This is a genomic window from Paenibacillus sp. PsM32 (assembly GCF_030433815.1).
Taxonomy (GTDB): Bacteria; Bacillota; Bacilli; order Paenibacillales; family Paenibacillaceae; genus Saccharibacillus; species Saccharibacillus kyungheensis.
In genome coordinates, this window is record NZ_JARUWY010000003.1 from 1 (window position 1) to 22,847 (window position 22,847).

The 22,847-nt window shown below is 38.7% G+C and carries 18 protein-coding genes; 14 read left to right on the plus strand and 4 right to left on the minus strand.

Annotation, left to right across the window (positions count from 1 at the left end; genetic code table 11):
- Nucleotides 1–86: 86 nt before the first annotated feature.
- The 11 genes from QCD85_RS08055 to QCD85_RS08105 all read left to right on the plus strand — a co-directional run bounded on the left by QCD85_RS08055 (nucleotide 87) and on the right by QCD85_RS08105 (nucleotide 14,861).
- The gene (locus QCD85_RS08055) at nucleotides 87–1,379 is read left to right on the plus strand and encodes a type III PLP-dependent enzyme (RefSeq protein ID WP_301262230.1); all 1,293 of its coding nucleotides are present in this window, start codon (nucleotides 87–89) and stop codon (nucleotides 1,377–1,379) included.
- Nucleotides 1,376–3,625 (plus strand): IucA/IucC family protein, encoded by a 2,250-nt coding sequence (locus tag QCD85_RS08060; RefSeq protein ID WP_301262231.1) that lies wholly within the window; start codon nucleotides 1,376–1,378, stop codon nucleotides 3,623–3,625. The genes QCD85_RS08055 and QCD85_RS08060 overlap by 4 nt, the downstream gene beginning before the upstream one ends.
- A gap of 112 nt (nucleotides 3,626–3,737) precedes the next feature.
- Nucleotides 3,738–5,354 (plus strand): AraC family transcriptional regulator, encoded by a 1,617-nt coding sequence (locus tag QCD85_RS08065; protein WP_301262232.1) that lies wholly within the window; start codon nucleotides 3,738–3,740, stop codon nucleotides 5,352–5,354.
- A 114-nt stretch (nucleotides 5,355–5,468) separates the two neighbouring features.
- The gene (locus tag QCD85_RS08070; protein WP_301262233.1) at nucleotides 5,469–6,473 is read left to right on the plus strand and encodes an ABC transporter substrate-binding protein; all 1,005 of its coding nucleotides are present in this window, start codon (nucleotides 5,469–5,471) and stop codon (nucleotides 6,471–6,473) included.
- A gap of 165 nt (nucleotides 6,474–6,638) precedes the next feature.
- Nucleotides 6,639–7,649 carry a FecCD family ABC transporter permease gene (locus QCD85_RS08075; RefSeq protein WP_273616125.1) on the plus strand — a complete coding sequence of 337 codons (1,011 nt, stop codon included), beginning with the start codon at nucleotides 6,639–6,641 and terminating at the stop codon, nucleotides 7,647–7,649.
- Nucleotides 7,646–8,701: a FecCD family ABC transporter permease gene (locus tag QCD85_RS08080; protein ID WP_273616126.1), complete on the plus strand. Its 1,056-nt coding sequence runs from the start codon at nucleotides 7,646–7,648 to the stop codon at nucleotides 8,699–8,701. Before QCD85_RS08075 ends, QCD85_RS08080 begins: the two co-directional genes overlap by 4 nt.
- A 55-nt stretch (nucleotides 8,702–8,756) precedes the next feature.
- Nucleotides 8,757–9,566, plus strand: a complete 810-nt coding sequence (locus tag QCD85_RS08085; RefSeq protein WP_301262234.1) for an ABC transporter ATP-binding protein — start codon at nucleotides 8,757–8,759, stop codon at nucleotides 9,564–9,566.
- Nucleotides 9,547–10,362, plus strand: a complete 816-nt coding sequence (locus tag QCD85_RS08090) for an IucA/IucC family C-terminal-domain containing protein (protein WP_301262235.1) — start codon at nucleotides 9,547–9,549, stop codon at nucleotides 10,360–10,362. Before QCD85_RS08085 ends, QCD85_RS08090 begins: the two co-directional genes overlap by 20 nt.
- Nucleotides 10,363–10,454: 92 nt before the next feature.
- Nucleotides 10,455–11,090, plus strand: a complete 636-nt coding sequence (locus tag QCD85_RS08095) for an RraA family protein (RefSeq protein ID WP_301262236.1) — start codon at nucleotides 10,455–10,457, stop codon at nucleotides 11,088–11,090.
- A gap of 202 nt (nucleotides 11,091–11,292) precedes the next feature.
- A complete protein-coding gene (rhaD, locus tag QCD85_RS08100; RefSeq protein WP_301262237.1) occupies nucleotides 11,293–12,135 on the plus strand; it encodes a rhamnulose-1-phosphate aldolase in 843 nt (280 codons plus the stop codon).
- A gap of 323 nt (nucleotides 12,136–12,458) precedes the next feature.
- Nucleotides 12,459–14,861 (plus strand): bifunctional diguanylate cyclase/phosphodiesterase, encoded by a 2,403-nt coding sequence (locus QCD85_RS08105; RefSeq protein WP_301262238.1) that lies wholly within the window; start codon nucleotides 12,459–12,461, stop codon nucleotides 14,859–14,861.
- A 100-nt stretch (nucleotides 14,862–14,961) separates the two neighbouring features.
- On the opposite strand, the gene QCD85_RS08110 is transcribed toward QCD85_RS08105, so the two are convergent.
- From QCD85_RS08110 to QCD85_RS08120, 3 genes are all read right to left on the minus strand, one after another.
- Complete coding sequence (locus QCD85_RS08110) at nucleotides 14,962–15,420, minus strand: DMT family transporter (protein WP_301262239.1); 459 nt, start codon at nucleotides 15,418–15,420, stop codon at nucleotides 14,962–14,964.
- A 12-nt stretch (nucleotides 15,421–15,432) separates the two neighbouring features.
- Nucleotides 15,433–15,864: a DMT family transporter gene (locus tag QCD85_RS08115; RefSeq protein WP_273616133.1), complete on the minus strand. Its 432-nt coding sequence runs from the start codon at nucleotides 15,862–15,864 to the stop codon at nucleotides 15,433–15,435.
- A 69-nt stretch (nucleotides 15,865–15,933) separates the two neighbouring features.
- A complete protein-coding gene (locus tag QCD85_RS08120; RefSeq protein WP_273616134.1) occupies nucleotides 15,934–16,248 on the minus strand; it encodes an ArsR/SmtB family transcription factor in 315 nt (104 codons plus the stop codon).
- 212 nt (nucleotides 16,249–16,460) lie between these two features.
- Between QCD85_RS08120 and QCD85_RS08125 the strand changes: the two genes are divergently transcribed.
- Entirely contained in the window at nucleotides 16,461–17,999 is a 1,539-nt protein-coding gene (locus tag QCD85_RS08125; protein ID WP_301262488.1) for an acyl-CoA synthetase, read from the plus strand.
- A 323-nt stretch (nucleotides 18,000–18,322) separates the two neighbouring features.
- Here QCD85_RS08125 and QCD85_RS08130 read toward each other — a convergent pair whose 3' ends face one another.
- Nucleotides 18,323–19,159, minus strand: coding sequence for a helix-turn-helix transcriptional regulator (locus tag QCD85_RS08130; protein ID WP_301262240.1), 837 nt, complete (start codon nucleotides 19,157–19,159; stop codon nucleotides 18,323–18,325).
- Nucleotides 19,160–19,295: 136 nt separating this feature from the next.
- Here QCD85_RS08130 and QCD85_RS08135 point away from each other — a divergent pair, with 136 nt between their 5' ends.
- Together QCD85_RS08135 and QCD85_RS08140 are read left to right on the plus strand one after the other, a co-directional pair.
- Complete coding sequence (locus QCD85_RS08135; RefSeq protein WP_301262241.1) at nucleotides 19,296–20,030, plus strand: SDR family oxidoreductase; 735 nt, start codon at nucleotides 19,296–19,298, stop codon at nucleotides 20,028–20,030.
- Between the two features lie 261 nt (nucleotides 20,031–20,291).
- Entirely contained in the window at nucleotides 20,292–22,697 is a 2,406-nt protein-coding gene (locus QCD85_RS08140; protein ID WP_301262242.1) for an EAL domain-containing protein, read from the plus strand.
- The last annotated feature ends 150 nt before the right edge of the window (nucleotides 22,698–22,847 follow it).

Sequence of the window (22,847 nt, forward strand, 5' to 3'; positions counted from 1 at the left end):
TGTATGTGTATGTGTATGTGTATGTGTATGTGTATGTGTATGTGTATGTGTATGTGTATGTCCAGTTAAATGAAGGAGGATTCCTATTGAATACAAAGTTGATACCGTCACTTTCTCCAACTAACACGAAAGTATCTACTGCAATTATAGATCAAGTTCATAAGATCATCGAAGATGAAAAAGTAAATCGTTCTCCGCATATGATCTCACGAAAACCTGTATGTGCTTTTATTTATGATCTGGATACATTACGTCAACGTACACGTAGCAAAGTAGAGGATATGCCGGCAAGAACTAACTTATTTTATGCAGTCAAAGCAAATCCTGAGCCACGCATTATTACAGTATTAGCGCCAATTGTAGACGGTTTTGAAACGGCATCGATCGGCGAAGTGCATACTATTCGGCTGATCGATCCCGATGTTCCTATTATTTTTGGTGGCCCGGGTAAAAAAGATAGCGAAATCGAGCAAGCGATTGATCATAATGTGATGTTGATTCATGCAGAAAGTATGCATGAAATTCGTAGAATTGCATGGATTGCCGAGCAGAAAAGCAAAACAGTGCGCATTTTACTACGTGTGAATGTCAGAAAGACTATTCCTACAGGAACCGTCACGATGGGTGGTAAGCCGACTCAATTCGGGATTGATGAAGCGCAGATTGCAGAAGCGATCGAATGTGTACAGTCTTTGCCACAACTAACGCTAGCTGGATTTCATATGCATTCAGTATCCAACAATCTGGATGCACAGCTACATGTCGAATTGGTCAATATGTATATTCAATTGGTGAGTCAGTGGATCAGTCAATACCAGCTATCGATTCAATATGTTAATGCAGGTGGGGGATTTGGCATTTGTTATACAGAGCCAGATACTCATTTTGCATGGGATACTTTTATAAAAGGTCTTGATGATATCTGGAATGAAGACGTATTGCCAGGAGTAGAACTTATCTTCGAGCCGGGTCGTTATCTGGTTGCTCATGCAGGATATTATGCGTCAGAAGTGATTGATCTGAAATGCAATCATCATAAACATTACGCTATTTTGCGTGGAGGAACACATCATTTTCGTTTACCTGTCTCATGGGGACATAATCAACCTTTTGAACTCATCGCTATACAGCAGTGGGATTATCCTTTTGAGCGTCCACATCAAGAGCAGATTACGATAACACTGGCAGGAGAACTATGTACACCCAAAGATGTACTTGCTCAAGATGTAAAAGTAGAACAGATTGCTGTAGGAGATATTGTTTTATTTTCGATAGCAGGTGCTTATGCTTGGACAATATCACATCATGATTTTTTGAGTCATCCTCATCCCGATATGATCTATATTGATAACCAAATAGGAGGTTATGAACCGCTATGAATTGGAACGAAGTTTTAGAACCGTTAACTGCTAAGAACAATCCATCTATCGATCTACAATCTGTATCTTCCAATCCTACCTATACAGAGCAGACAGAACAGCAAGTGAAGCGAAGTATAGCATCAGAGCAGATTATGCAAGATTTGATCAATACATTACTAGCTGAAAAGGTCTGGTCAGATCACGAATTACAATTGCTGTCTACAGAGGAATTGAAGCATCGCATCATTTCATCGGCATCAGCTTTGTCCACTATCCAGCAAGCAGAAGCATTAACAGCGATCTCTTCGCTAACGGATACCAAGACATTAGAAAATAGCTTGTGGTATCTCTGGAATATAGAGTCGCCCCAACATGATCTATCTGTATCATCTGCTCCGGCACAGATTATAGATACACCTGCATATACCATTATTTTTCCTGTAAAATCAGCGATTGTTCAACCTTATCGTTATATACCTGCTAGCACGTCTATATATGCTTATCATGCTAACTCTACTGATTCATATTCTAATAGCGTCGAGGCAACTCAGATCAATACTCATGTCTATGCGGTTCGTTATTCTGATATACTCTCAGCCGATCAACCGTCGTCTGTCCTACAGATCATCGCATTAACACCGACACAATTGATGAAGATTGTAAATGATCAATGCTTTACTGCCACTTATCGAGAACAACCCGGTGTAGAGCGCTTTGTGCAGTTATTAGAAGAGACAATTCAGCAGACCACTTGGTCATTAGAACATAATTTAGCTCCAGTATCTTTATTTGATCTGTCAGCCAGCGAATTTTTTCAACATATGGAGCGGTATGCTTCATTAAGAGATCGACCTTTTCATCCAGTATCCAAAGCCAAAGTTGGATTAAATGAGCAAGATTATCGTCAATATAGTGCAGAGTTCGCTCAACCCGTGACATTGTGCTGGGTGGCTATTAAGCGTCATGTTGTGATGGAAGGCGAAGCTCTGGTTGGCAGAACGGTTCTGGATTATCAATTATATGATTATCGTCAAAATAGTTCATTAGCAAATGATCTGTCTGAACCGATGTTTGATCTATTATCTAGTGATCAACAACAGCAAGTCATACAAGCTATGCAACAGCAAGGGTTAGATCAAGCAGAATATATAGCAATTCCTGTTCATCCATGGCAATTTCAGTATAATTTGCCGCAATATTTAGCAACAGCACAGCAACAAGGCGATTGGGTAGACCTTCAGCTTCAAATCGGTCTATTTGAAGCTACTTCATCGGTACGTTCGTTATCGCCTACAGATCATAGTCCGCATTATCTCAAATTACCGCTTAGTGTATTTTCATTAGGGGCTTCTCGTTATTTGCCAGCTGTCAAATTGATAAACGGGCAGCGTGGACAATCTATGCTAGAACAAGCGCTGGATCGTGATCAGATATTGAATGAACAGTTACTTCTATGTGATGAAAATCGTTGGTGGGCGTATATGCCTGAAGCAGGAAGTCTATTTGATGATGAACCGAGACATCTAGCCGCAATGGTACGTACTTATCCTGAGTCATTGATTACAGGTGCGCAAGGAGAACGATTATTACCGATGTCTGCTCTATCTGTAATTTTACCTGCACCGATCAATGCTTCGCGTGAAGGACACTTTTTCGATGAATGGATGATTGCACGTCATCTGCAAGTGACAGAAGAATCGGTATGTACATTATTTGGCGAAGTCTGTCAGACCTTTTTCCAGATCAATTTGCGACTATTCCGACTAGGACTGATGCCAGAATTGCATGGACAGAATAGCGTATTGGTCTGGCAAAACGGTCATATCAAGCAGATGCTTTTACGAGATCATGATTCTGTACGATTGCATTTACCATGGCTTCGCAAGCAAGGTATCGCTGATCCTCAGTATATGATTCGACCCGGTTATTCAAATAGCTTGTACAATGATACACCGACAGAATTACTGTTTTATTTGCAAACGTTAGGGATTCAAGTGAACTTGTATGCAATTATAGATTCGTTATGTACGGTATACGATATACAAGAAAATATATTATGGACAGTATTACGAGATCAATTGATCGAGCAGTTAGATGAAATACCTTTTGAAGCAGAAGTACGACAAGAAATAGATGGTGTATTGTTCGACAAAGCAGAATGGCCGCTTAAATTGTTAGTGAAGCCTTTATTAGAACAAGCAGGTGTACCCGGCAGTATGCCATCCGGTCAAAGTACAATTCAAAATCCATTTGCACAACTGTGATCCAAAGACTCATTTGCTACAACAATTTACTTTTGCGTCTAAATCTATATAATGAGAATAGTTCTCAGAAATGTGATAATTATTCTCAATCTATGTAGAAAGGCGACGAGTAATGAGTAAGATATTAGATCAGTATCGACAATTTCCTTCCTATATTTATAAATTACAGACTGTGCAATATGCGGATCAAGTGTTACCACGCTACGACGCTATATTGCATAGTCTTTTACTATTTAAAGAAGCCAAAGGACAGATCATTATTAACGGTAATCGCTATGATCTTCATCAGCAAAAAGTATTTCTAGTTCCACCACATGCTTCGCTGAAAATCATGGTTGATAGCGATACTCGTACCGAATATTATATGCTTTCTTTTCATGTACTACAGCCTGATATACAGGGTAGTTTTGTACCGATAGAATTGCTCGGGTTATATGAGCTTCATGTGGCTCACTTTCGCTGGTTTGTTGATCGAGTGCGTGAGATTCAAGAAAAGCACGATCAAGAGAATTTATGGGATCAGATGAAAGCGAATATTATTTTCCAAGAACTGTTGATTCATTTGTTCAAAGAAGATGCTCAAGAACAGAAGCCTGATATGAATCAAGCGATAGCGGCTACACTGGATCATATGGAACAGCATTATGCTACATCGATTACTCGCAATCAATTAGCCGAGATTGCAGGCATGAGTGCAGATTATTATTCGCGTGCTTTCAAAAAAGTAGTCGGGAAAAGTCCGATGGAGCATCTTACTGAACTTCGGATCACTCAGTCCAAAGAAGTGTTATTGCTGTCTAATGATTCTTTTCGTTCGGTAGCACAGCAAGTAGGGTTCAGTGACGAATTTTATTTTAGTCGCAAATTCAAAGCTGTAACCGGGCGCTCACCCAAATCGTATATTCACAATATTCGTTATTCGAACAAAATCGCTTCACTCAAACATTTATTAACCGGTCATCTGGTAGCACTTGGAATAGAACCTTATGCAGCCGTTATTAATAATGCTTATCCTGTGACGACTCAATTTGAACATACGATTCCGATCGGAGATAGTAAGCCTGATCTGGAGAAGTTAATGAATGCTCAACCCGATCTGATCGTAACTTGTGAATTTCGAGATTTTGAAAAGTCACAAAAAGAAAAAATGTATGAGCAGATTGCACCTACTATCACATTGCCTTTTTTTGAAGATTGGCGTGTCCATTTTCAAACGATTGCACGAATTGTAGGTAAAGATCAAGAAGCTCAAGTGTGGTTAGAACAATATGCAGATATCGCCCAATTATTACGTCAACAATTGAAACATACATTTGGTTCACGTTCATTGCTAATTCTTGGTGTAGGAGAGAGCAAGATCTGTATCTATGGCAAGCGCAATCTAGGAGCTGTATTGTACAACGATCTAGGATTTACAATGCCTGCCGGAGTAGAGAATATCGCTCATTATTTTGAAATTCAACCGGAAGACTTGATGCATTATGATGCAGATTGTATATTGATTACTCCTTTTCAGCATGATGGTACAGTAGGGATGCAAGCTGGCATTGAGCAAGGTATTTTCCGTTTGTGTGCTCATCCGATCTGGCAACAGCTCCAAGCTGTACAGTATGATTCAGTCTATGAAATGTATACGACTCAACATATGCATACCTGTTATAACTCTTTTTCACATCTGATGTTATTAGAAAAAGTACGTCAATTGTTTTTGGATAAAAACGACAAATGACGGATTATTCCAAGCACTAGACTGAATTGTCCATGTTAAAGGAAAAGACGTTCACTATAATTAATAATGAGAATCAATATCAATTGTAGTGAACAGAAAGGGAGAATAAAGACCATGTTGAAAGGCAAATCGTTCAAAGGTATACATATGTTGTGCATCATGATGATTATCGTGATTATCCTTGCGGGTTGTGGTGCAAATAACAATAAAAGTGCAGTTGATCCAACAGCGCAAGCGGCAGGCGAAAATGCTAATGCAGAAGCAGCAACACGTACAATTCAGCATGAAATGGGTAGCACAGAGATAAAAGGAACACCCAAACGGATTGTGACATTATATCAAGGCGCAACTGATGTATTAGTCGCTTATGGTGTAAAACCTGTAGGTGTAGTAGAAGCGCATACAGGAGAACCTGCTTATGATTATTTGAAAACTGATCTGACAGGTGTGCCTACAGTTGGACTTGAAACACAGCCAAATCTCGAAGAAATTTATAATTTAAAACCGGATCTTATTATCGGTTCCAAATTCCGTAATGAAGCAACGTATGCTCAGTTGTCCGAGATTGCTCCTACTGTGATGGTGGATCAAGTCTATGATTGGAAAAAAACGCTTGATCTAGTCGGTCAAGTCTTAAATGAACAGGATAAAGGAAAGCAACTGTTGCAAGCGTGGGAAGATCGTGTAGCTGATTTCAAAAAGAAAATGGGAGATCGTTTGCCTATTCAAGCTTCTATTGTGAACTTCCGCGCTGATCATGCTCGTATTTATTATATGGGTTATGCAGGGTTGATATTGAAAGAGCTTGGATTTACCCGCCCAGCATCGCAAGAACAAGAAGAGTGGGGAATCAAAGTAAATTCCAAAGAAAGTATTCCTGATATGGATGCTGATGTGATCTTTGTATTCGATTCAGGTACAGACAAAGCCGCTATCGAAAAAAATTATCAACAATGGACGAGTCACCCATTATGGAAAAACTTAAAAGCATACAAAAACAATCAAATCTACAAAGTCAACGAAGTGAATTGGAATCTAGCAGGCGGTTATATCTCAGCAGGTCTAATGTTAGATGAACTGTATGATATCTACAAATTAGAAAAGCCTCAAACCAAATAAGTGCAATTGGCTAGAACCTAGAATTTCTTAATAGGATAAAGGAGGAGAACAGGTAGTTTACATCACCTGCTCCTCCTTTTATCACATTTACTGGATAGGAGTATAGATGTAGTCCTGTTACTACAATCATTTAACAAAACGTAATCATGAAAGAGTGAATGTCTATTGGTTTTATTCAAAAGCAATACAGCCAAATGGTGCGGATTAATTATTACGTTATTATTATGTATCGTTGTTCTAGCGATTAGTCCGATGTTAGGGCGAACTTTTGTACCACTAAAAGAAGTGATCGCGGCGATACTTCATTACAATCCCGAATCGATAGCAGACGTGGTAGTGTATACAGAGCGATTGCCACGTGCCATTATCGGAATAGTAGTAGGAGCAAGTCTAGCGGTTGCAGGTGCATTGATGCAAGCACTGACACGCAATCCACTAGCTTCACCGAGTACATTTGGGATTAATGCAGGAGCTATCTTTTTTGTCGTGATAGCTAGTCTGCTATTTTCGATAACCGAAATGACGCAACTGATGTGGTTTGCTTTTGCAGGGGCATTAGTAGCGGCAGTAATCGTCTATGGATTGGGGTCGATAGGACGAGACGGATTAACACCGATAAAGATTGTACTCGCAGGATCAGCGATTCTGGCGTTATTTACTTCATTTACACAGGCGATGCTTGTTTTAAATGAAACAGGTATGCAAAATGTATTATTCTGGTTAGCTGGAGCGATTGGTGGACGAACATTAGCGATGTTACAACCAGTTCTGCCGTTGCTTACGATTGCAGGTATAACTGCATTATGTATGGGACGAGCGATCAATTTATTTGTCACCGGTGAAGAGATTGCCAAAGGCATGGGACAACGTGTGCTATTACTCAAACTGGTTATTGGTTTGATTATTGTTATTCTTGCAGGTGGTTCGGTAGCTATAGTTGGTGCTGTCGGATTTGTAGGGTTATTTATTCCTCATATTGCACGTGCACTTGTAGGAGCTGATTATCGCTGGATTATTCCATTTTCCGGTGCTTTGGGAGGTTTGTTGTTGATGACAGCAGATCTGGTGGCACGATTAGTGATTATACCAGCAGAGATTCCATTAGGTGTAATGACAGCATTTATCGGGGTACCGTTCTTTATCTATATCGCTCGTAAAGGAGTGACATGGAAATGAACAAACATAGATATTGGACATTACGCAGTCGTTCTGCGAGATTTCATATGCAAGTAGAAAAAAGATCTGTTCGTACTTTGGCGATACTGATAGCGCTTGTGATCATCATTGGCATTATAGGTGTAGGAATCGGAGAGACATGGATACATCCATGGGAAGTGATTAGAGCTATATTCGGTCACAGTTCAGGCAACTATGATTTTGTATTGTATCGCTTGCGCTTACCGCGTGCTGTTGTAGGTTTGCTAGCAGGAGCGGCGCTGGGCATGTCGGGTGCTATTTTACAAGGAATGATTCGTAATCCGTTAGCTTCACCAGATATTATCGGTATTACAGGTGGAGCGTCAGTGGCGGCTGTTTTATTTCTTTCATATGGAAATAGTGTATTTCATCTAAGTATCGACTGGTTACCTGTGGCAGCTATTACAGGAGCACTGGTTGTATCCGGGCTTATCTATCTATTGTCCTGGCAAAATGGTGTGACACCGATGCGACTGGTATTGATTGGGATAGGAATCTCAGCAGGAATGAGTGCACTGACTACTTTTATGCTTGTGATCAGTTCTTCGTTTACAGCAAGCAAAGTATATATCTGGTTAACAGGTAGTGTATATGGGGCTACATGGAGCGGAGTTTATTCTATTTTGCCTGTATGTATAGTAGCGATTCCATTACTTTTGTACTTTGCCCGTAGTCTTAATTCGCAAGAATTGGGTGATGATGTAGCGCTAGGTCTAGGTGTACGAGTGCAGAAGCATCGCTTGATGCTGTTACTATTAAGCGTGATTTTGGCAGGAAGTGCGGTAGCTGTAGTTGGAGCAGTTGGATTTGTCGGATTAATCGCACCACATATTGCCCGTAGATGGGTTGGTCGTACATTTGGCAGTGTTGCACTTGCCTCGGGATTGCTCGGAGCTTTACTGGTATTTGTAGCCGATGTTATCGCACGAACAGCTTTTTATCCTATTGATATTCCAGCAGGTATATTTACAGCGGCGATCGGTGCTCCTTTTTTTATCTATTTGTTATATCAACATCGGAATCGATTTTGAAAAAAATCATATTCACTAACATGAATACATGGAGCATACAAGGAGGGGGAAGATGATGGATCAAATCGAAGCAAAAAATATGACGATCTCGTATGGAACAGATCCTATTATCGAAAATCTGAATCTGCATATTCCTAAAGGTGAAATAACGGTTCTGATTGGAAGCAACGGGTGTGGTAAATCGACGATTTTACGTACATTGGCACGCCTACTCAAGCCGAACAATGGATCGATATTGTTAGCAGGAGAAGAAATCGCTCATATTTCCACCAAAGAGATTGCTCGCCGGATGTCTATTTTACCGCAAGGCCCGAATGCTCCTGAAGGATTAACCGTAGAACAATTAGTTAAGCAAGGAAGATATCCGCATCAGAGCTGGCTCAAACAATGGTCTATTCAAGACGAGCAAGCTGTTCAGCGAGCACTGGAATTAACACATATGGTCGAATTAGCTGATCGAGCAGTAGATTCATTATCTGGTGGACAACGTCAACGTGCATGGATAGCGATGACGCTAGCACAAGGAACAGACACTTTATTGTTAGATGAACCGACAACGTATCTTGATATGACGCATCAAGTTGAAATTTTGGATTTGCTATTTGATTTGAATGAACGTGAAGGGCGTACGATTGTTATGGTACTGCATGATCTCAATCTGGCTTGTCGGTATGCTCATCACATGATCGCTGTACACAATCGAGGGATTTACGCTCAAGGAAGACCTGAAGATATCATGACCGTAGAAAATGTACAATCGGTATTTGAAATGCGTTGTCAGATTGCGCGCGATCCTTTATTTGGTACACCAATGCTTATACCTTATGGAAAGGGGAGAGTCTTACATGAACCGCTCTCTGTCTAATCTTACATCTTGGGAATCATATGAATGGGAGTATCTGAATCAAGAGTTAAGATTAACTGATCAGATTGCAGAAGATGATGAGTATAGTGTCACTTCTTCTGCCTTGTTAGACCCTCAGCAATGTGCAGCCTATTTGGATCGGTTACAACCATTGTATCGTTCATCTTCACGTGCACTTACAGCTTCGATGTTTTCCAAACGTTACGCTTTTATGATGGTCTGTCCTATATTGTATGCGATGAGTATGTATCGCAAAACATTTTCACTGAATATTGATAATTGTCAGTTAGAATCAGCTTATTTCCAATTACCGACTCGCAAAACATGGATGCCTAATCTACTGTTGCGTGATCCAAGTGTATATGAGCTTCAATCTGCGGATGTAGCCAATAATGAATTATACGCCCAACAGCGGGAAGATATTGTACGACGTGTATTTGCAGAGCATCTTCAACCTATTTTACAAAATATCTCGGAAGTGTCTTCGATCTCACGAACTATTTTATGGGAAAATATAGCGATCTATGTATATGTACTGTACGAAAATCGGTTATTGAAAGAAGCAAACGAAGAACAACGTCAACGGATACAGCAGGATCTGTATTATCTGACTCAAGAAGCGCCGAATGATTGCTTTGGAGAAAAGCGTAATCCACTGACACAATTTTATACTAAAAAGCGCGTAGTACCTCTTTCAGAACAACCGCAACGTGTACGCAAAACGTGCTGTGCTCATTACGAGTTACCTGCTCCATCGGATTATTGTCCAACCTGTCCTAAAATTTGCAAAAATTAAAGTATCAGTACAGACACGATCTATACAGTAAATCCTATATCAAAATCATGATCGAACTCATTTGTATATTCAATAGAGAAGGAGTACAGCAGATGTTACGTATCGAACCGCGCGTTCAAGGTGTTACAGCAGAATTAATAACATTGTACAGTCAACTTCAGCCTTCTACATTAGGTCATCTGACAGACTTTGGATTTTTACGAGGAATACAGCCTTTATTTCGTCCGATTCGAATGCTTGGCAATGCAGTGACTGTACGTATTCCTCATCTTGATTCCACAGCGATTCGACATGCGTTACAACAAGTGATGCCTGGCGATGTGATTGTAGTGGATATGTCTGGAGATGATTTTCGAGCATGTTGGGGAGAATTTCGTACATATGTAGCGATGAAAAAAGAAGTAGCAGGTGTAGTGATCTCTGGTTGTGCAACCGATGTGAAAGTGATTCGAGAATTGAATTTTCCGGTATTTGCGACAGGAACCAGTGCATTAACTACTCGAAGCTTAGACTTGGAAGGCGAAGTAAATACAACGATTAGTGTATGTGGTGTAACCGTACAGCCAGGAGACTTGATTATTGGCGATGATGATGGCGTATTTGCTGTTCATCCAGATTATGCACAGATGCTAGGTGAGCAAGCTTTAGCCAAACAACAACAGGAAGAACTTAATCGTCAAAAATACGGATATGATCTTATAAAACCATATCCGTTACCCAAAATATAATAGTTGCTTATAAAAAGACATAAACAAACAATAAAAGATAGATATAATCTTTATTTTGTTTTATTTATGTCTTTTTTTGTTGACTTTATTTTTAAGTAGGACTAATATAACATTATAGATAAAGTAATTATTTTCACAAAGTATAAATGCAAATGATCACTTCTGTATCATCCTAACCCATATTGAATAGGAGAGATGTAACATGAACACCTCAACAGTAGCTCAACCTATCAAAGCAGGAATGCATATTCCTTTTGTACGTGAAATGGCAGAGACGACCTATAATATGTGGAAGTTCGGTTGGGATGAGCGGAATGGTGGAAATGTGAGCTGTATACTTGATGAAGAAGAAGTCTCGCCTTATATTGATATTCAGCAAGTACAATATAATATCCAACCTGCCTTTCCTGTACATGAATTAGCAGGTAAATACTTTATCGTAACAGGATCAGGGAAATATTTTAAAAATGTAATTGATGATCCTGAAGCCAACTTGGGTCTTTTGCGTGTATCTGCGAATGGAGAACAATTGGAAGTATTATGGGGATTCAAAAATGGAGCTGTACCGACAAGTGAATTGCCTTCTCATTTTATGAGTCATATTGAAAGGTTAAAAGTAGATCCTCAGCACCGGGTCGTCATACACAATCACGCAACAAATGTGATCGCGATGAGCTTTATCCATGATCTTAATGAAAATAAATTTACCAAAACATTATGGGAAATGTGTACCGAATGTATTGTAGTGTTTCCAGATGGAATTGGCGTTATCCCATGGATGGTGCCAGGGTCTAATGCCATCGGTCAAGCCACTGCGCAGAAGATGAGAGATCATCATGCGGTATTATGGCCACATCATGGTATATTTGGGACAGGGCACTCGATAGATGAAGCTTTTGGACTTATCGAAACGATAGAAAAAGCAGCTCAGATTTATATGCTGACAGCTCATCATTCGGTTCGTCAGAAAATAACCGATCAACAATTAGCTGATCTAGCCACAGCTTTTGGTGTGACTCCACGTGCTGGCATTTTACAAATCTAAACATCATAACCAGTTTACAAATAGCGATTATTACATTTACAAAAGTAGATCATTGAATTAACGATCTACTTTTTTTATGTCTAAAAATAGGTCTTTTGATTTACTTTTTAACTTAAAAATAGAATAAAAGGAAAAAATATTGAATTTTTTTACGAAAATTAGCGAAAAATAAAAAATATTCATACTTTATTAACAATTTTTATGTAAAATGAGTTTAAAGTCTTTACTTTTTGTTTAAATTTATATGATAAAAGACTCATATTAAGTAGTCTAAAGAACTAATAAGAGGATATATATAGAAACGTAACGAAAGAGGCAGAAAAATGAATACGATTTTGGAAACAACGATACCCGTCCACTGGCTATATGTGTTTATAGCCGCCTTTGCTTCTATGGTAGGTTGTGCTGTCATAGTTATTGGTTCTGCGTGGTCTAACTCTTCGTTGCGTAATCAATATGTGAAAAAAAGACAGCGGATAATAGCTCTCATTGGCGTACTAGCTTTTAGTACTTCTCATATCTTGATCCCTATATCAATGAATGTTCCGATCACAATGAAATATTATGGATTTCATCTTGTTTTTACGATTATTGGTTGTTATGGAGCAGTGTTTGCAGCTTCCCGTTATGCTTTTTCATCATGGCGTGGATCTATGCAATTTTTTGTAACCAGTATGACGGTAGCAGTTACGATTTTAGTATTTGATTATGCGAATACATTATATTTATTTCGAGGATTTTTGATCTGGCAACCTGAACTGATTTTAATGACGATTCCTATCGCTATTTCTATTTGTTTAGCAGTTATGCGCTTATTTTCACTATCTAGTCGTAATCGGGAACACGGTCTACGTTCGCCTACAATGATTTTTGGCATCATCACTTCAGGAATGGGGCTAGCAGGTATTCCGTTACTTTGTGCATATTCCGTATTACCATTTGATCAAATGGGATTGACTGAAAAATCGTATCTTGTTCCTTATATTTATATGATTTTTGTTACAGCTAGTCTGTATGCTATTCCGGATAGTTTTATCTTTGTCCGTGAACAAAAAGAAAATCGTGCAATGATTCAGCGAGAACAGTATTACAGTTCCTTGTATGAACAGAATCCTGATAGTGTGATTGAATTTGATATCAATGGTGTTATTACAGGGATTAATCGCCGTGCACAGAAAATGTCTAGTGAACTGGGCAAAACATTGATTGGAGTACGTGCTACAGACCTGCTAGAAGGCGAGCAGAAAATTCTTGCTCAAGATCATCTAAAATTAGTGTTAAGCGGACATTCAAGTACGATTGACCTGGAATTAAAATATCAAAAAGATCGTACGTTATCCATAGCGTTAACGTCTATTCCTATCTTTGTACATGGCAAAATCGAAGGTGCTTATACTATTGTTAAAAATATTACCAAACGTAAACGAGATCAAGAAACGATCCGTCATCTTGCCTATCATGATGAATTGACAGGGTTAGCGAATCGCCGTTCTTTTGAAACTCGTTTATCGATGTATACGATGGTAGATAATCATCATTCACCGTTCACTTTATTTTTTATCGATCTGGATCGATTCAAACGTATTAACGATTTATTCGGTCATGCTTTTGGAGATGCTGTTATTCGTCACTCTGGTCTTGTACTGAAAAGTTGCCTGCCCAAAGACAGCTTTGTTGCTCGAATGGGTGGAGACGAATTTACAGTGATTATCCCGGGCTTATCAGATATCGAAGAAATCAAAAAAATAGCTGGTAAAGTGGTAGAACGATTTGTACAACCGTTTCATATTGAAAAGCATGCGGTAAAATTATCAGCTTCGATTGGGATTGCCCGCTTCCCGGAAGATGGGGCATCCGCAGGTGTACTGACTCAGCGTGCCGATACAGCGATGTATACAGCCAAAGAAAATGGTAGTTCTCAGTATCAATTCTACGACGCAGTATCTGATCAGAGCAGTCTAGAACAGATTATGCTAGAAAATGATCTGGAACAAGCAATCGATAATAATCAATTAAAATTGGTATATCAACCCAAGTTCGATATTCGTACCGGACTTATTATCGGCTATGAAGCACTTGTTCGCTGGTATCATCCTATTTTGGGTGAGATTCCGCCACTTTCGTTTATCCCGTTAGCAGAAAAGTCAGGCATGATTATTGCTTTAGAACAATGGGTGTTACGTACGGCGTGTTTACAAAGTAAAAAATGGCAATGTGAAGGTTATGATGCAGTACCGATTGCTGTCAACGTATCTCCAATTCACTTAATGAAGCCAGACATTTATGAGACTATTATCAAAACGCTACAAGAATTAGATTTCGATCCTACCTTGTTAGAAATTGAGATTACAGAAAGTGCAATGATGCATAATGAAGAGCATGTCATTGATATTTTGAGTAAATTAAAACAATCCGGCATTTCGGTGTCGATGGATGATTTTGGTACAGGTTATAGCTCACTTAGTTATTTGCATAATTTACCAATCGGTTGTCTCAAAATCGACCGCTCGTTTATCCGCAAAATTACAGTAGATAAAGATAGTCGTGCGATCGCTGAAATGATTATCTCTATGGCGAAGCAATTAGGACTAAAAATTATTGCTGAAGGCGTAGAGACAGAAGAACAAGTAGCGTTACTCAAAGAGTGGAAATGTTATAACGTACAAGGATTCTACTACAGTCGTCCACTTGCCCCAGAAAATGCAATTCATAGTCGTGTGTCGTAATGAACGCCGAGTAGTATCAATAAATACCAAAATAAAGACCCTGAGTACGCTGTATGATCCAGCACTCAGGGTCTTTTATAATAAACAATCACTAATCTTGTTAAGAAGCTGTCTTCGTAACTGTTTTCTCGCGGAATACAAAGAACAAAGCAATCAACATCAAAATGACTCCAATAAGACGTTTGATCCCAAAATGAATCGTTGCACTTTCAAACCAACCAAAGTGATCGATCGCCATACTGGCTACCAATTGACCGACAATCACAGAGATCACCGCAGCTGTTACACCAATCTTAGGAACAGCTAATACCATTAATGAAAGATAGACGACACCGAAAATAGCACAAAGCAATTGCCATTTAGGAACTTCGTGGATATTTAAAATATTGCCTTGTCCAAAGAAGTTTACAATAATAGTCAAAAAAATAGCACCTGTGAAAAAGGTGAAAAAGGCACTTTCGATCGTTCCAATTTTGTTACCCAGTGTACCGTTGATTGCGGATTGAATACCTAAGCCGATACCTGCTAGTAAAGGAATAATTAACATAGCTATATTCATAATGTTGACCTCCTACAAGACTAAGAAAAACGACACAGTAAGCAAAACAACAGCTACCAATCGATTGACATTAAATTTGATTTTGGGTGAACCGAGAAGTCCAAAGTGTTCAATAATAATACTAATCACAATTTGACCGATAATAACGGCAGTGATCGATATACCTACACCGATTAACGTTACACTGATTACGAGTAGAGCAAGGTAGACGACACCGAGCAGACCGCCAAGAAGATTCCATTTGGGAACTGTAAATATTGCGCCCAAGTTTCCTTTACCGAAAAACAACGTGACCAAAAAGGTCGCCATAGCTCCGATAATAAAAATGTAATACGTACTTTCTAATTCTCCTACATGTTCACCTAGCGCACCGCCGATAGCAGCTTCGATACTTAGAGACATACCTGCGATAATAGCCGCTAGATAAATCAGTATTTTACTCACATTATTCACTCCTTTTATATAAATATCTCGAATAATCGATATATCTTCAAAAAAAGAAACTAGCTTTGTTCAAATTTCTTCATCTAAGAACTTAGCTATTTTCTTAATTGTATCTTCATTACGACGATAATACGTCCATTGTCCATAACGTACCGCTTCAAGAAGACCCGCTTTTTGCATAATAGATAAATAATGTGAAACTGTTGACTGAGATAAATTCACCTTATCGTGGATATCGCCTACGCATACGCCACCTTTGATACTTACCTCCTTAGGCAAATGCGCTTGTTGCTGGGGAAAGTTTTTCTCAGGTTCTCTCAACCATTTCAAAATATTTAAACGCGTCTCATTTGAAAGAGCTTTAAAAATATCGATTTCTGTCATACAGGCTATTATATCGAATAATAGCGATATGTCAAATTAGATCTTTTCTGTTAGTATAGATAGAATTATGACTTTTGATATTAGAACCTGGTCTTAAGACGTGATATACTATGCAGAAGTGATAACACTTATATTATGGTTGAATAAAGGAGATTACTCATTTGGATTATCAAAAATGGATTGCACCCGAACAATATAATCTGACGTCAGAGATGGAACGTCATGATGCTGATAAGATTGCTTTAAAATGGTTAAGCGAGCATGACGATTATGCTGAGATCACTTATGGTGATTTATTGAAAAAGGCCAATCGTCTAGCAAATGGATTGGTGAAGTTAGGACTTCAAAAAGGAGATCGGGTATTGGTCATGGTACCAAGACAGATTATTGCTTATGTTATTTATCTGGCTTGTCTGAAAAGTGGATTAGTCATTATCCCTTCTTCTGAAATGTTGCGTGCGAAAGACTTAGCATATCGTCTGGATCATTCTCAAGCCAAAGCTGTTATTGCCTGGTCTGATGTAATGGGCGAAGTGGATAAAATTCAAGATGAATTGCCATCATGGCAACATCGAATCGCTGTTTCTAATGAAACAGTTACTTTATCAGAGAACTGGGTTGGATTAGACTCACTGCTAAATGCACAGTCTGAAGAATTCACAGCAGTAGATACGAAGCGAGATGATACAGCGATTCTCGCTTATACGTCAGGAACAACAGGCAATCCAAAAGGTGTTGTCCATACACATGGTTGGGCGTATGCTCACCTTCGTATTACCTCACCATGGCTTGATATCCGTGAGAGTGATACAGTGTGGGCAACTGCGGCACCTGGCTGGCAGAAATGGATTTGGAGCCCGTTCTTATCGGTTCTAGGAAATGGTGCAACTGGATTCGTATATAATGGATCATTCCATCCCAAACGGTATTTGCATTTGCTTGATGATTACAATATTCAAGTGCTGTGTTGTACACCGACAGAATACCGGATTATGGCCAAAATCGAAGGATTAGACGAATATCAATTGCCTAACTTACGCAGTGCTGTGTCTGCCGGTGAGCCACTAAATCAAGAAGTAATTCATACGTTCAAACGCCACTTCGATATTACGATTCGTGATGGGTATGGACAGACAGAGAGTACACTATTGATCGGTAATTTGATTGATACTGAAATTCGCTTGGGCTCTATGGGGAAATCGATGTCTCCTGGATTGGTAGAAGTGGTAGACGAAGAAGGTGTTCCTGTACCGGCTGGTCAGGTAGGGGATATCGCTGTTCGTATTGATATGCCTGCGTTATTCCAGACGTATTATCTGAATCCAGAACGCAAGCAGGTTAATGTACATGGTGATTACTTTGTGACTGGAGATCGCGCTTGGAAAGATGAAGATGGTTATTTCTGGTTTGAAGGACGGGGCGACGATATTATTATCAGCTCTGGTTATACGATTGGACCTTTTGAAGTAGAAGAAGCATTAATGAAGCATCAAGCTGTCAAAGAATGTGCAGCTGTAGCGAGTCCTGATGAAGTTCGTGGACATGTGGTTAAAGCATTTATCGTATTGCAAGACGGAGTAGAAGGTACACCTGAATTAATAAAAGAATTACAAACTCATGTCAAAGAGTGGACAGCACCATACAAATATCCACGTAAAATCGAGTTTGTGACGGATCTCCCAAAAACCAATTCTGGCAAAATCCGCAGAATAGAATTAAGAGAACAAGAGAAAAAGAACAATAGTCTTTAAAAATTAAAGAAAAATGGATATTATTGATTAAAAAGCAACGAAAATGGCTGAATATAAGCTATTTTCGTTGCTTTTTCTTTTTTCTACAATGAAGGAACGATTGGCAAAGTTCAAAACTTTTTGGACAATAATAACTTTATAAAACTACCTAAATAAATATTTCAACATATGAAAAATTCACAATAGAAAACCAGAAATGTTATCGCATCATACTCAAAAAACCATACTTTCGACGCTTAATAGAAAAAAAGAAAAACACATCCTCTACAATTATACAACAACAAAAATAACCGACTATACCATAGATCAGAAGCAGTCTGATACTACTTCTGATCTATAAGTATTGCCAGTTTACGAGCGGTATCAAATTCAGGTAAAGCTATATTAACAAGAATTTGTATATCAGGAGAATCTAAAGATTGAAAAGAAATATGTTCAAATGCAAGTTCTTTGACAAGAGGATGAAGGATAATTTTACGACCTTCTGGCGCATCTAACACTTCATGCAATTCCCATAATTCGCGAAAAGGTTCACTTACTTTTTGCAAATTCATCACAAAGTCGGTATACCAGGGATCTTCGATAAAACGAGCATATCTGGCACGAAATTGAGCGACAAGGCGAAGGGCATGTTCTTTCCACTGTGATCCTTTGAGAGCAATAAATTCAGTAGAAGTAAAGGTTCGCCACAGTAGATTCCGATCCTGTTCGTTCAAATAACTATAGTCTCCATATACGACTGAAAAAGCTTTATTCCACGATAGGACATTTAACTTTGGATCAATAGCACAAGCAGGTGCATGACCTAATTGATCTAAAAAGCGTTGCACTGTATCGCTAACTTGCAATTGAGGTGGATGTATATAAGGTGGTAATTGGCAATGGGCTAAAACAAAAAGATGTTTACGCTCAAATTCGTCTAGTTGTAAAACGCGAGCGATACTTTCTAGCACTTGAATAGAGACTTGTATATCGCGTCCCTGTTCCAGATACGTATACCAATCTACACTTACTCCAGCGAGCATAGCAACTTCCGCACGACGCAACCCTGGAGTCCGTCTACGTCCATGTTCCGGTAATCCAACATGTGCAGGCAATATTCGAGCACGACGATTTTTTAGAAAATCTCCTAATTCTGATTGACGATCCACTTCTAACATAGCGACCTCCTACTAAGCTTATTTATAAATATCTGTCCAGATGAGACAGGGACAATGAATCCTAGGATAAACGCCCATCTATGTCATAGAATTCTTTCATTATACACTAGGATCAAGCAAAGGAGAGGATCACACAATGGATATAATCTTGAATAAAGTAGTATTGATTACGGGAGCAAGTAGCGGAATAGGAGAAGCGACAGCACGTGTATTATGTAGAGCAGGAGCGTCGGTAGTTCTCGGAGCAAGACGAACAGAACGTTTACAAAAGGTAGTCCAAGAATTAAAGGAAGAAGGCGGACAAGCAGAATATTGTACGTTGGATGTCACCAACCTTGAACAGATGCACGAATTTGTAGCTTTTGCCCAGCAAAAATTCGGACGAGTAGATGTGTTTATCAATAATGCTGGAGTTATGCCATTATCTCCACTTGATAGTTACAAAGTGGAAGAATGGAATCAAATGATTGATGTGAATATTCGCGGTGTTTTACATGGTATTGCTTCAGCATTACCTGTTATGGAAAAGCAACAGACAGGGCATTTTATTAATATCGCTTCTGTAGGAGCTTATCAAGTAAGTCCAACAGCAGCAGTCTATTGCGCTACCAAATTTGCAGTACGAGCCATCACAGAAGGATTGCGTCAAGAATCAAGTGGACATATTCAAGTCACTCTTGTATCTCCAGGTGTCACTGAATCTGAATTAGCTGATCATATATCGGATGAGCAAGCTCGTGCTGAAATGAAAGAATACCGCCGTATTTCGATACCGGCTAGCGCTATTGCTAATGCGATCTTGTATGCGATTGAGCAACCTCAAGAAGTAGATATCAATGAAATCATTATAAGACCAACTGCTACTTCATAAACTAAAGTACAATAACGCACTATTTTAAATTCATAATCTAAAAAAGTTGCCTCTATATAAGGAGGTGACTTTTTTTAGATTGATTATACAAATCACAAAAATATTATACATAAATTTACTTATTTAGAAAATAAGGATATGAATCATTAAGAATAATCTAAAAGTTATTCGAAGATCACTTTTAACGCTAATCTTTTTGTCTAAATTGTTCGATATTTAAGATATAACGTTATAAGTGACGTTAGGTTGGAGGATACGATTATGTTTATTTTTGTGATTAGTGTAATCAGTTTGTTTGTACCCTTTTTATTTCTTACTACTTTAGCGATCAATGTTATTTTGAGAAATCCCAAACATTCTTTGCATCGATTAACGATGATGGTTATGTTTACATTAGGTTTAATATTTTTAAGCGATTTTCTTATGCATACCTTAGAATTTCAATACGGACAACTTACCTTTACTTTTCTAGGATATAATCTTTCCTTTTTAGCGATGACATTGCTGATTTATTTTTTTGCTAATTTGAGTCACTTGCGTATTCCTAGATATGTGGTTCATATTATGGCTTGTATTCCGTTAATAGGTATTCCTTTACTTAATGTGTATCCGTACCTTTTTAATATTACGATTACTCAAAGTAAATACTGGCGAGTGGAAGATCGTTCACTCTCGTTTGATTTGATGTTTATTGTTATTGCTCTTTATAGTCTAACTACCCTTATTACATTTGTCGCACTTACTTATCGCAAAATGAATGGCTCTTTAATGTATCAGCGTGAGAAGCGCATGATGGGTACCATTATGCGAGGAAGTATTCTAGCCGCACTATGGTTAGTGATCACTTTCGTAATTACTTCGATTTATAAAGAAACCCCTTATTTTCCGATTGCAAGTCTACCGGCTTATTCAGGTGTGATCTTAGCTGTAACATTGCATATTGCCATGCATAAATATAACTTTTTGGCAGCAGCAGAACGCCGCTATAAGCTTCTATTTACATTATCAAGTAGCGGGATTGCTTTGATGAATCGAAATGGAATTGCAGTGGAAGCTAATCCTGCTTTTCGCTTATTGGCGGCTGTCGATGAATCGGAAGGCGAGATTGATATTTTTACGATGCTTCAGCATGAAGATAAACATAATTACCGAGAACGTTTAAAAAAAGCATTTGAGAATCGTACGATATTACAGAACTCTCAAGTACAAATACGTAATTTAACAGGGATGACCTATATTGTTGAAGTGAATAATGATTTTTTGGAGATTGATGGGGAACTGTATTGTTATCTATTAGTGCGTGATATTACAGCGCAACAATTGAATGAAGCCCAGTTGATCGAATTAGCTTACAATGATCCACTGACAGGACTGTCTAATCGCTTTCAATTCAATCGCAAATTATGGATGGCTGTCGATAAAGCAAATGAAGATGGCACTAAAGTGGTTGTGATGCAGATTGATCTGGATCATTTCAAATGGATTAATGATACGATGGGTCATTCTGCTGGAGATATTTTGTTACGACACGTCGCTCAGCTTTTACAAGAATATGTACCTCCTCATGCTGTTGTAGCTCGTATGGGTGGGGATGAGTTCTCTATTATGATTGAACTCGCTTCAGGAGAAGGTGAGCAGTTGGCGATCGATATTGCGAATCAGATTATACATGCTTTTGAACAACAGGTCGTTATCGTAGGCAAATATTATAGAGTTTCTTGTAGTATCGGTATTAGTATTTCTCCTGATGATGGAGAAGATTCGGAAACGTTACTGCGTCATGCAGATACAGCGATGTATGTAGCCAAACGTTCCGGTCGCAACCAATATCATATATTTACCAAACAACTCAAAAGATTAGCTGAAAAGCATCTATTATTGCAACAAGGGTTAGAGAATGCACTAAGTCTTGGAGAGTTCTCTCTTGTGTATCAACCTCAAGTCGATAGTCGTACTCAACAAGTATTTGGAGTAGAAGCGTTGTTACGATGGAGTTCACCTGATCTGGGGATTGTCTCACCTGTCGATTTTATTCCGATTGCAGAACAAAATGGAACGATTCGTCAAATTGGAGAATGGGTGATGAGAGAAGCTGCTTATCAAGCCGCCGCATGGATTCAAGCAGGGCATACAGATTTACAAATATCTGTTAATGTCTCCGCTAGTCAATTAAGCGATCCTAACTTTGCTAACAAAGTAGAAGCTATTCTTAAAGAAACCGGATTACCAGCTCATCTGTTATGTCTGGAGTTTACAGAAAGCGAAGCGATTCGAGAAGAAGAGCAAATCTTAAAAGTGTGCAAATCGATTGTAGATATGGGCGTTGTGTTGGCTGTCGATGATTTTGGTACAGGATATTCATCGTTACGAACAATCACCCGTTTTCCATTCCAATTTATAAAAATTGATCGTTCATTGATCTATGATATCGGAACCAATCCACGAAATGTAGCAGTAGTTCGTTCAGTTATCGAATTAGCTCAGCAATTGAATATGAACGTGATTGCCGAAGGCGCAGAGATGGCAGAGCAAGTAGAAATGTTATCTCAACTAGGCTGTTTTCAAATTCAAGGATATTATTATGGCAAACCAATGAGAGCCAAAGATATCGAACGCAAGTTATATCGTGATTTGGAAGAAAATACACGTATTGATCAAGCTTTATAACGATAAAAAAGCAGTTCGCCTGTCATGAGGAAGAACTGCTTTTTGTTATATTCTGAAATACATAGATTATCTGATAACCAAAAGTTTTGATTTTTTGCAGTTGAACATATATGCTACGATTAGATTGAAATATAACATCTGAATCAAAGT

Coding starts and splice junctions, on each gene's coding strand:
- QCD85_RS08060 (WP_301262231.1), top strand. CDS start 1,376: ATGAATTGGAACGAAGTTTTAGAACCGTTAACTGCTAAGAACAATCCA.
- QCD85_RS08070 (WP_301262233.1), top strand. CDS start 5,469: ATGTTGAAAGGCAAATCGTTCAAAGGTATACATATGTTGTGCATCATG.
- QCD85_RS08095 (WP_301262236.1), top strand. CDS start 10,455: ATGTTACGTATCGAACCGCGCGTTCAAGGTGTTACAGCAGAATTAATA.
- rhaD (WP_301262237.1), top strand. CDS start 11,293: ATGAACACCTCAACAGTAGCTCAACCTATCAAAGCAGGAATGCATATT.
- QCD85_RS08140 (WP_301262242.1), top strand. CDS start 20,292: ATGTTTATTTTTGTGATTAGTGTAATCAGTTTGTTTGTACCCTTTTTA.
- QCD85_RS08065 (WP_301262232.1), top strand. CDS start 3,738: ATGAGTAAGATATTAGATCAGTATCGACAATTTCCTTCCTATATTTAT.
- QCD85_RS08080 (WP_273616126.1), top strand. CDS start 7,646: ATGAACAAACATAGATATTGGACATTACGCAGTCGTTCTGCGAGATTT.
- QCD85_RS08130 (WP_301262240.1), bottom strand. CDS start 19,159: ATGTTAGAAGTGGATCGTCAATCAGAATTAGGAGATTTTCTAAAAAAT.
- QCD85_RS08125 (WP_301262488.1), top strand. CDS start 16,461: ATGGAACGTCATGATGCTGATAAGATTGCTTTAAAATGGTTAAGCGAG.
- QCD85_RS08120 (WP_273616134.1), bottom strand. CDS start 16,248: ATGACAGAAATCGATATTTTTAAAGCTCTTTCAAATGAGACGCGTTTA.
- QCD85_RS08110 (WP_301262239.1), bottom strand. CDS start 15,420: ATGAATATAGCTATGTTAATTATTCCTTTACTAGCAGGTATCGGCTTA.
- QCD85_RS08090 (WP_301262235.1), top strand. CDS start 9,547: ATGAACCGCTCTCTGTCTAATCTTACATCTTGGGAATCATATGAATGG.
- QCD85_RS08085 (WP_301262234.1), top strand. CDS start 8,757: ATGGATCAAATCGAAGCAAAAAATATGACGATCTCGTATGGAACAGAT.
- QCD85_RS08135 (WP_301262241.1), top strand. CDS start 19,296: ATGGATATAATCTTGAATAAAGTAGTATTGATTACGGGAGCAAGTAGC.
- QCD85_RS08105 (WP_301262238.1), top strand. CDS start 12,459: ATGAATACGATTTTGGAAACAACGATACCCGTCCACTGGCTATATGTG.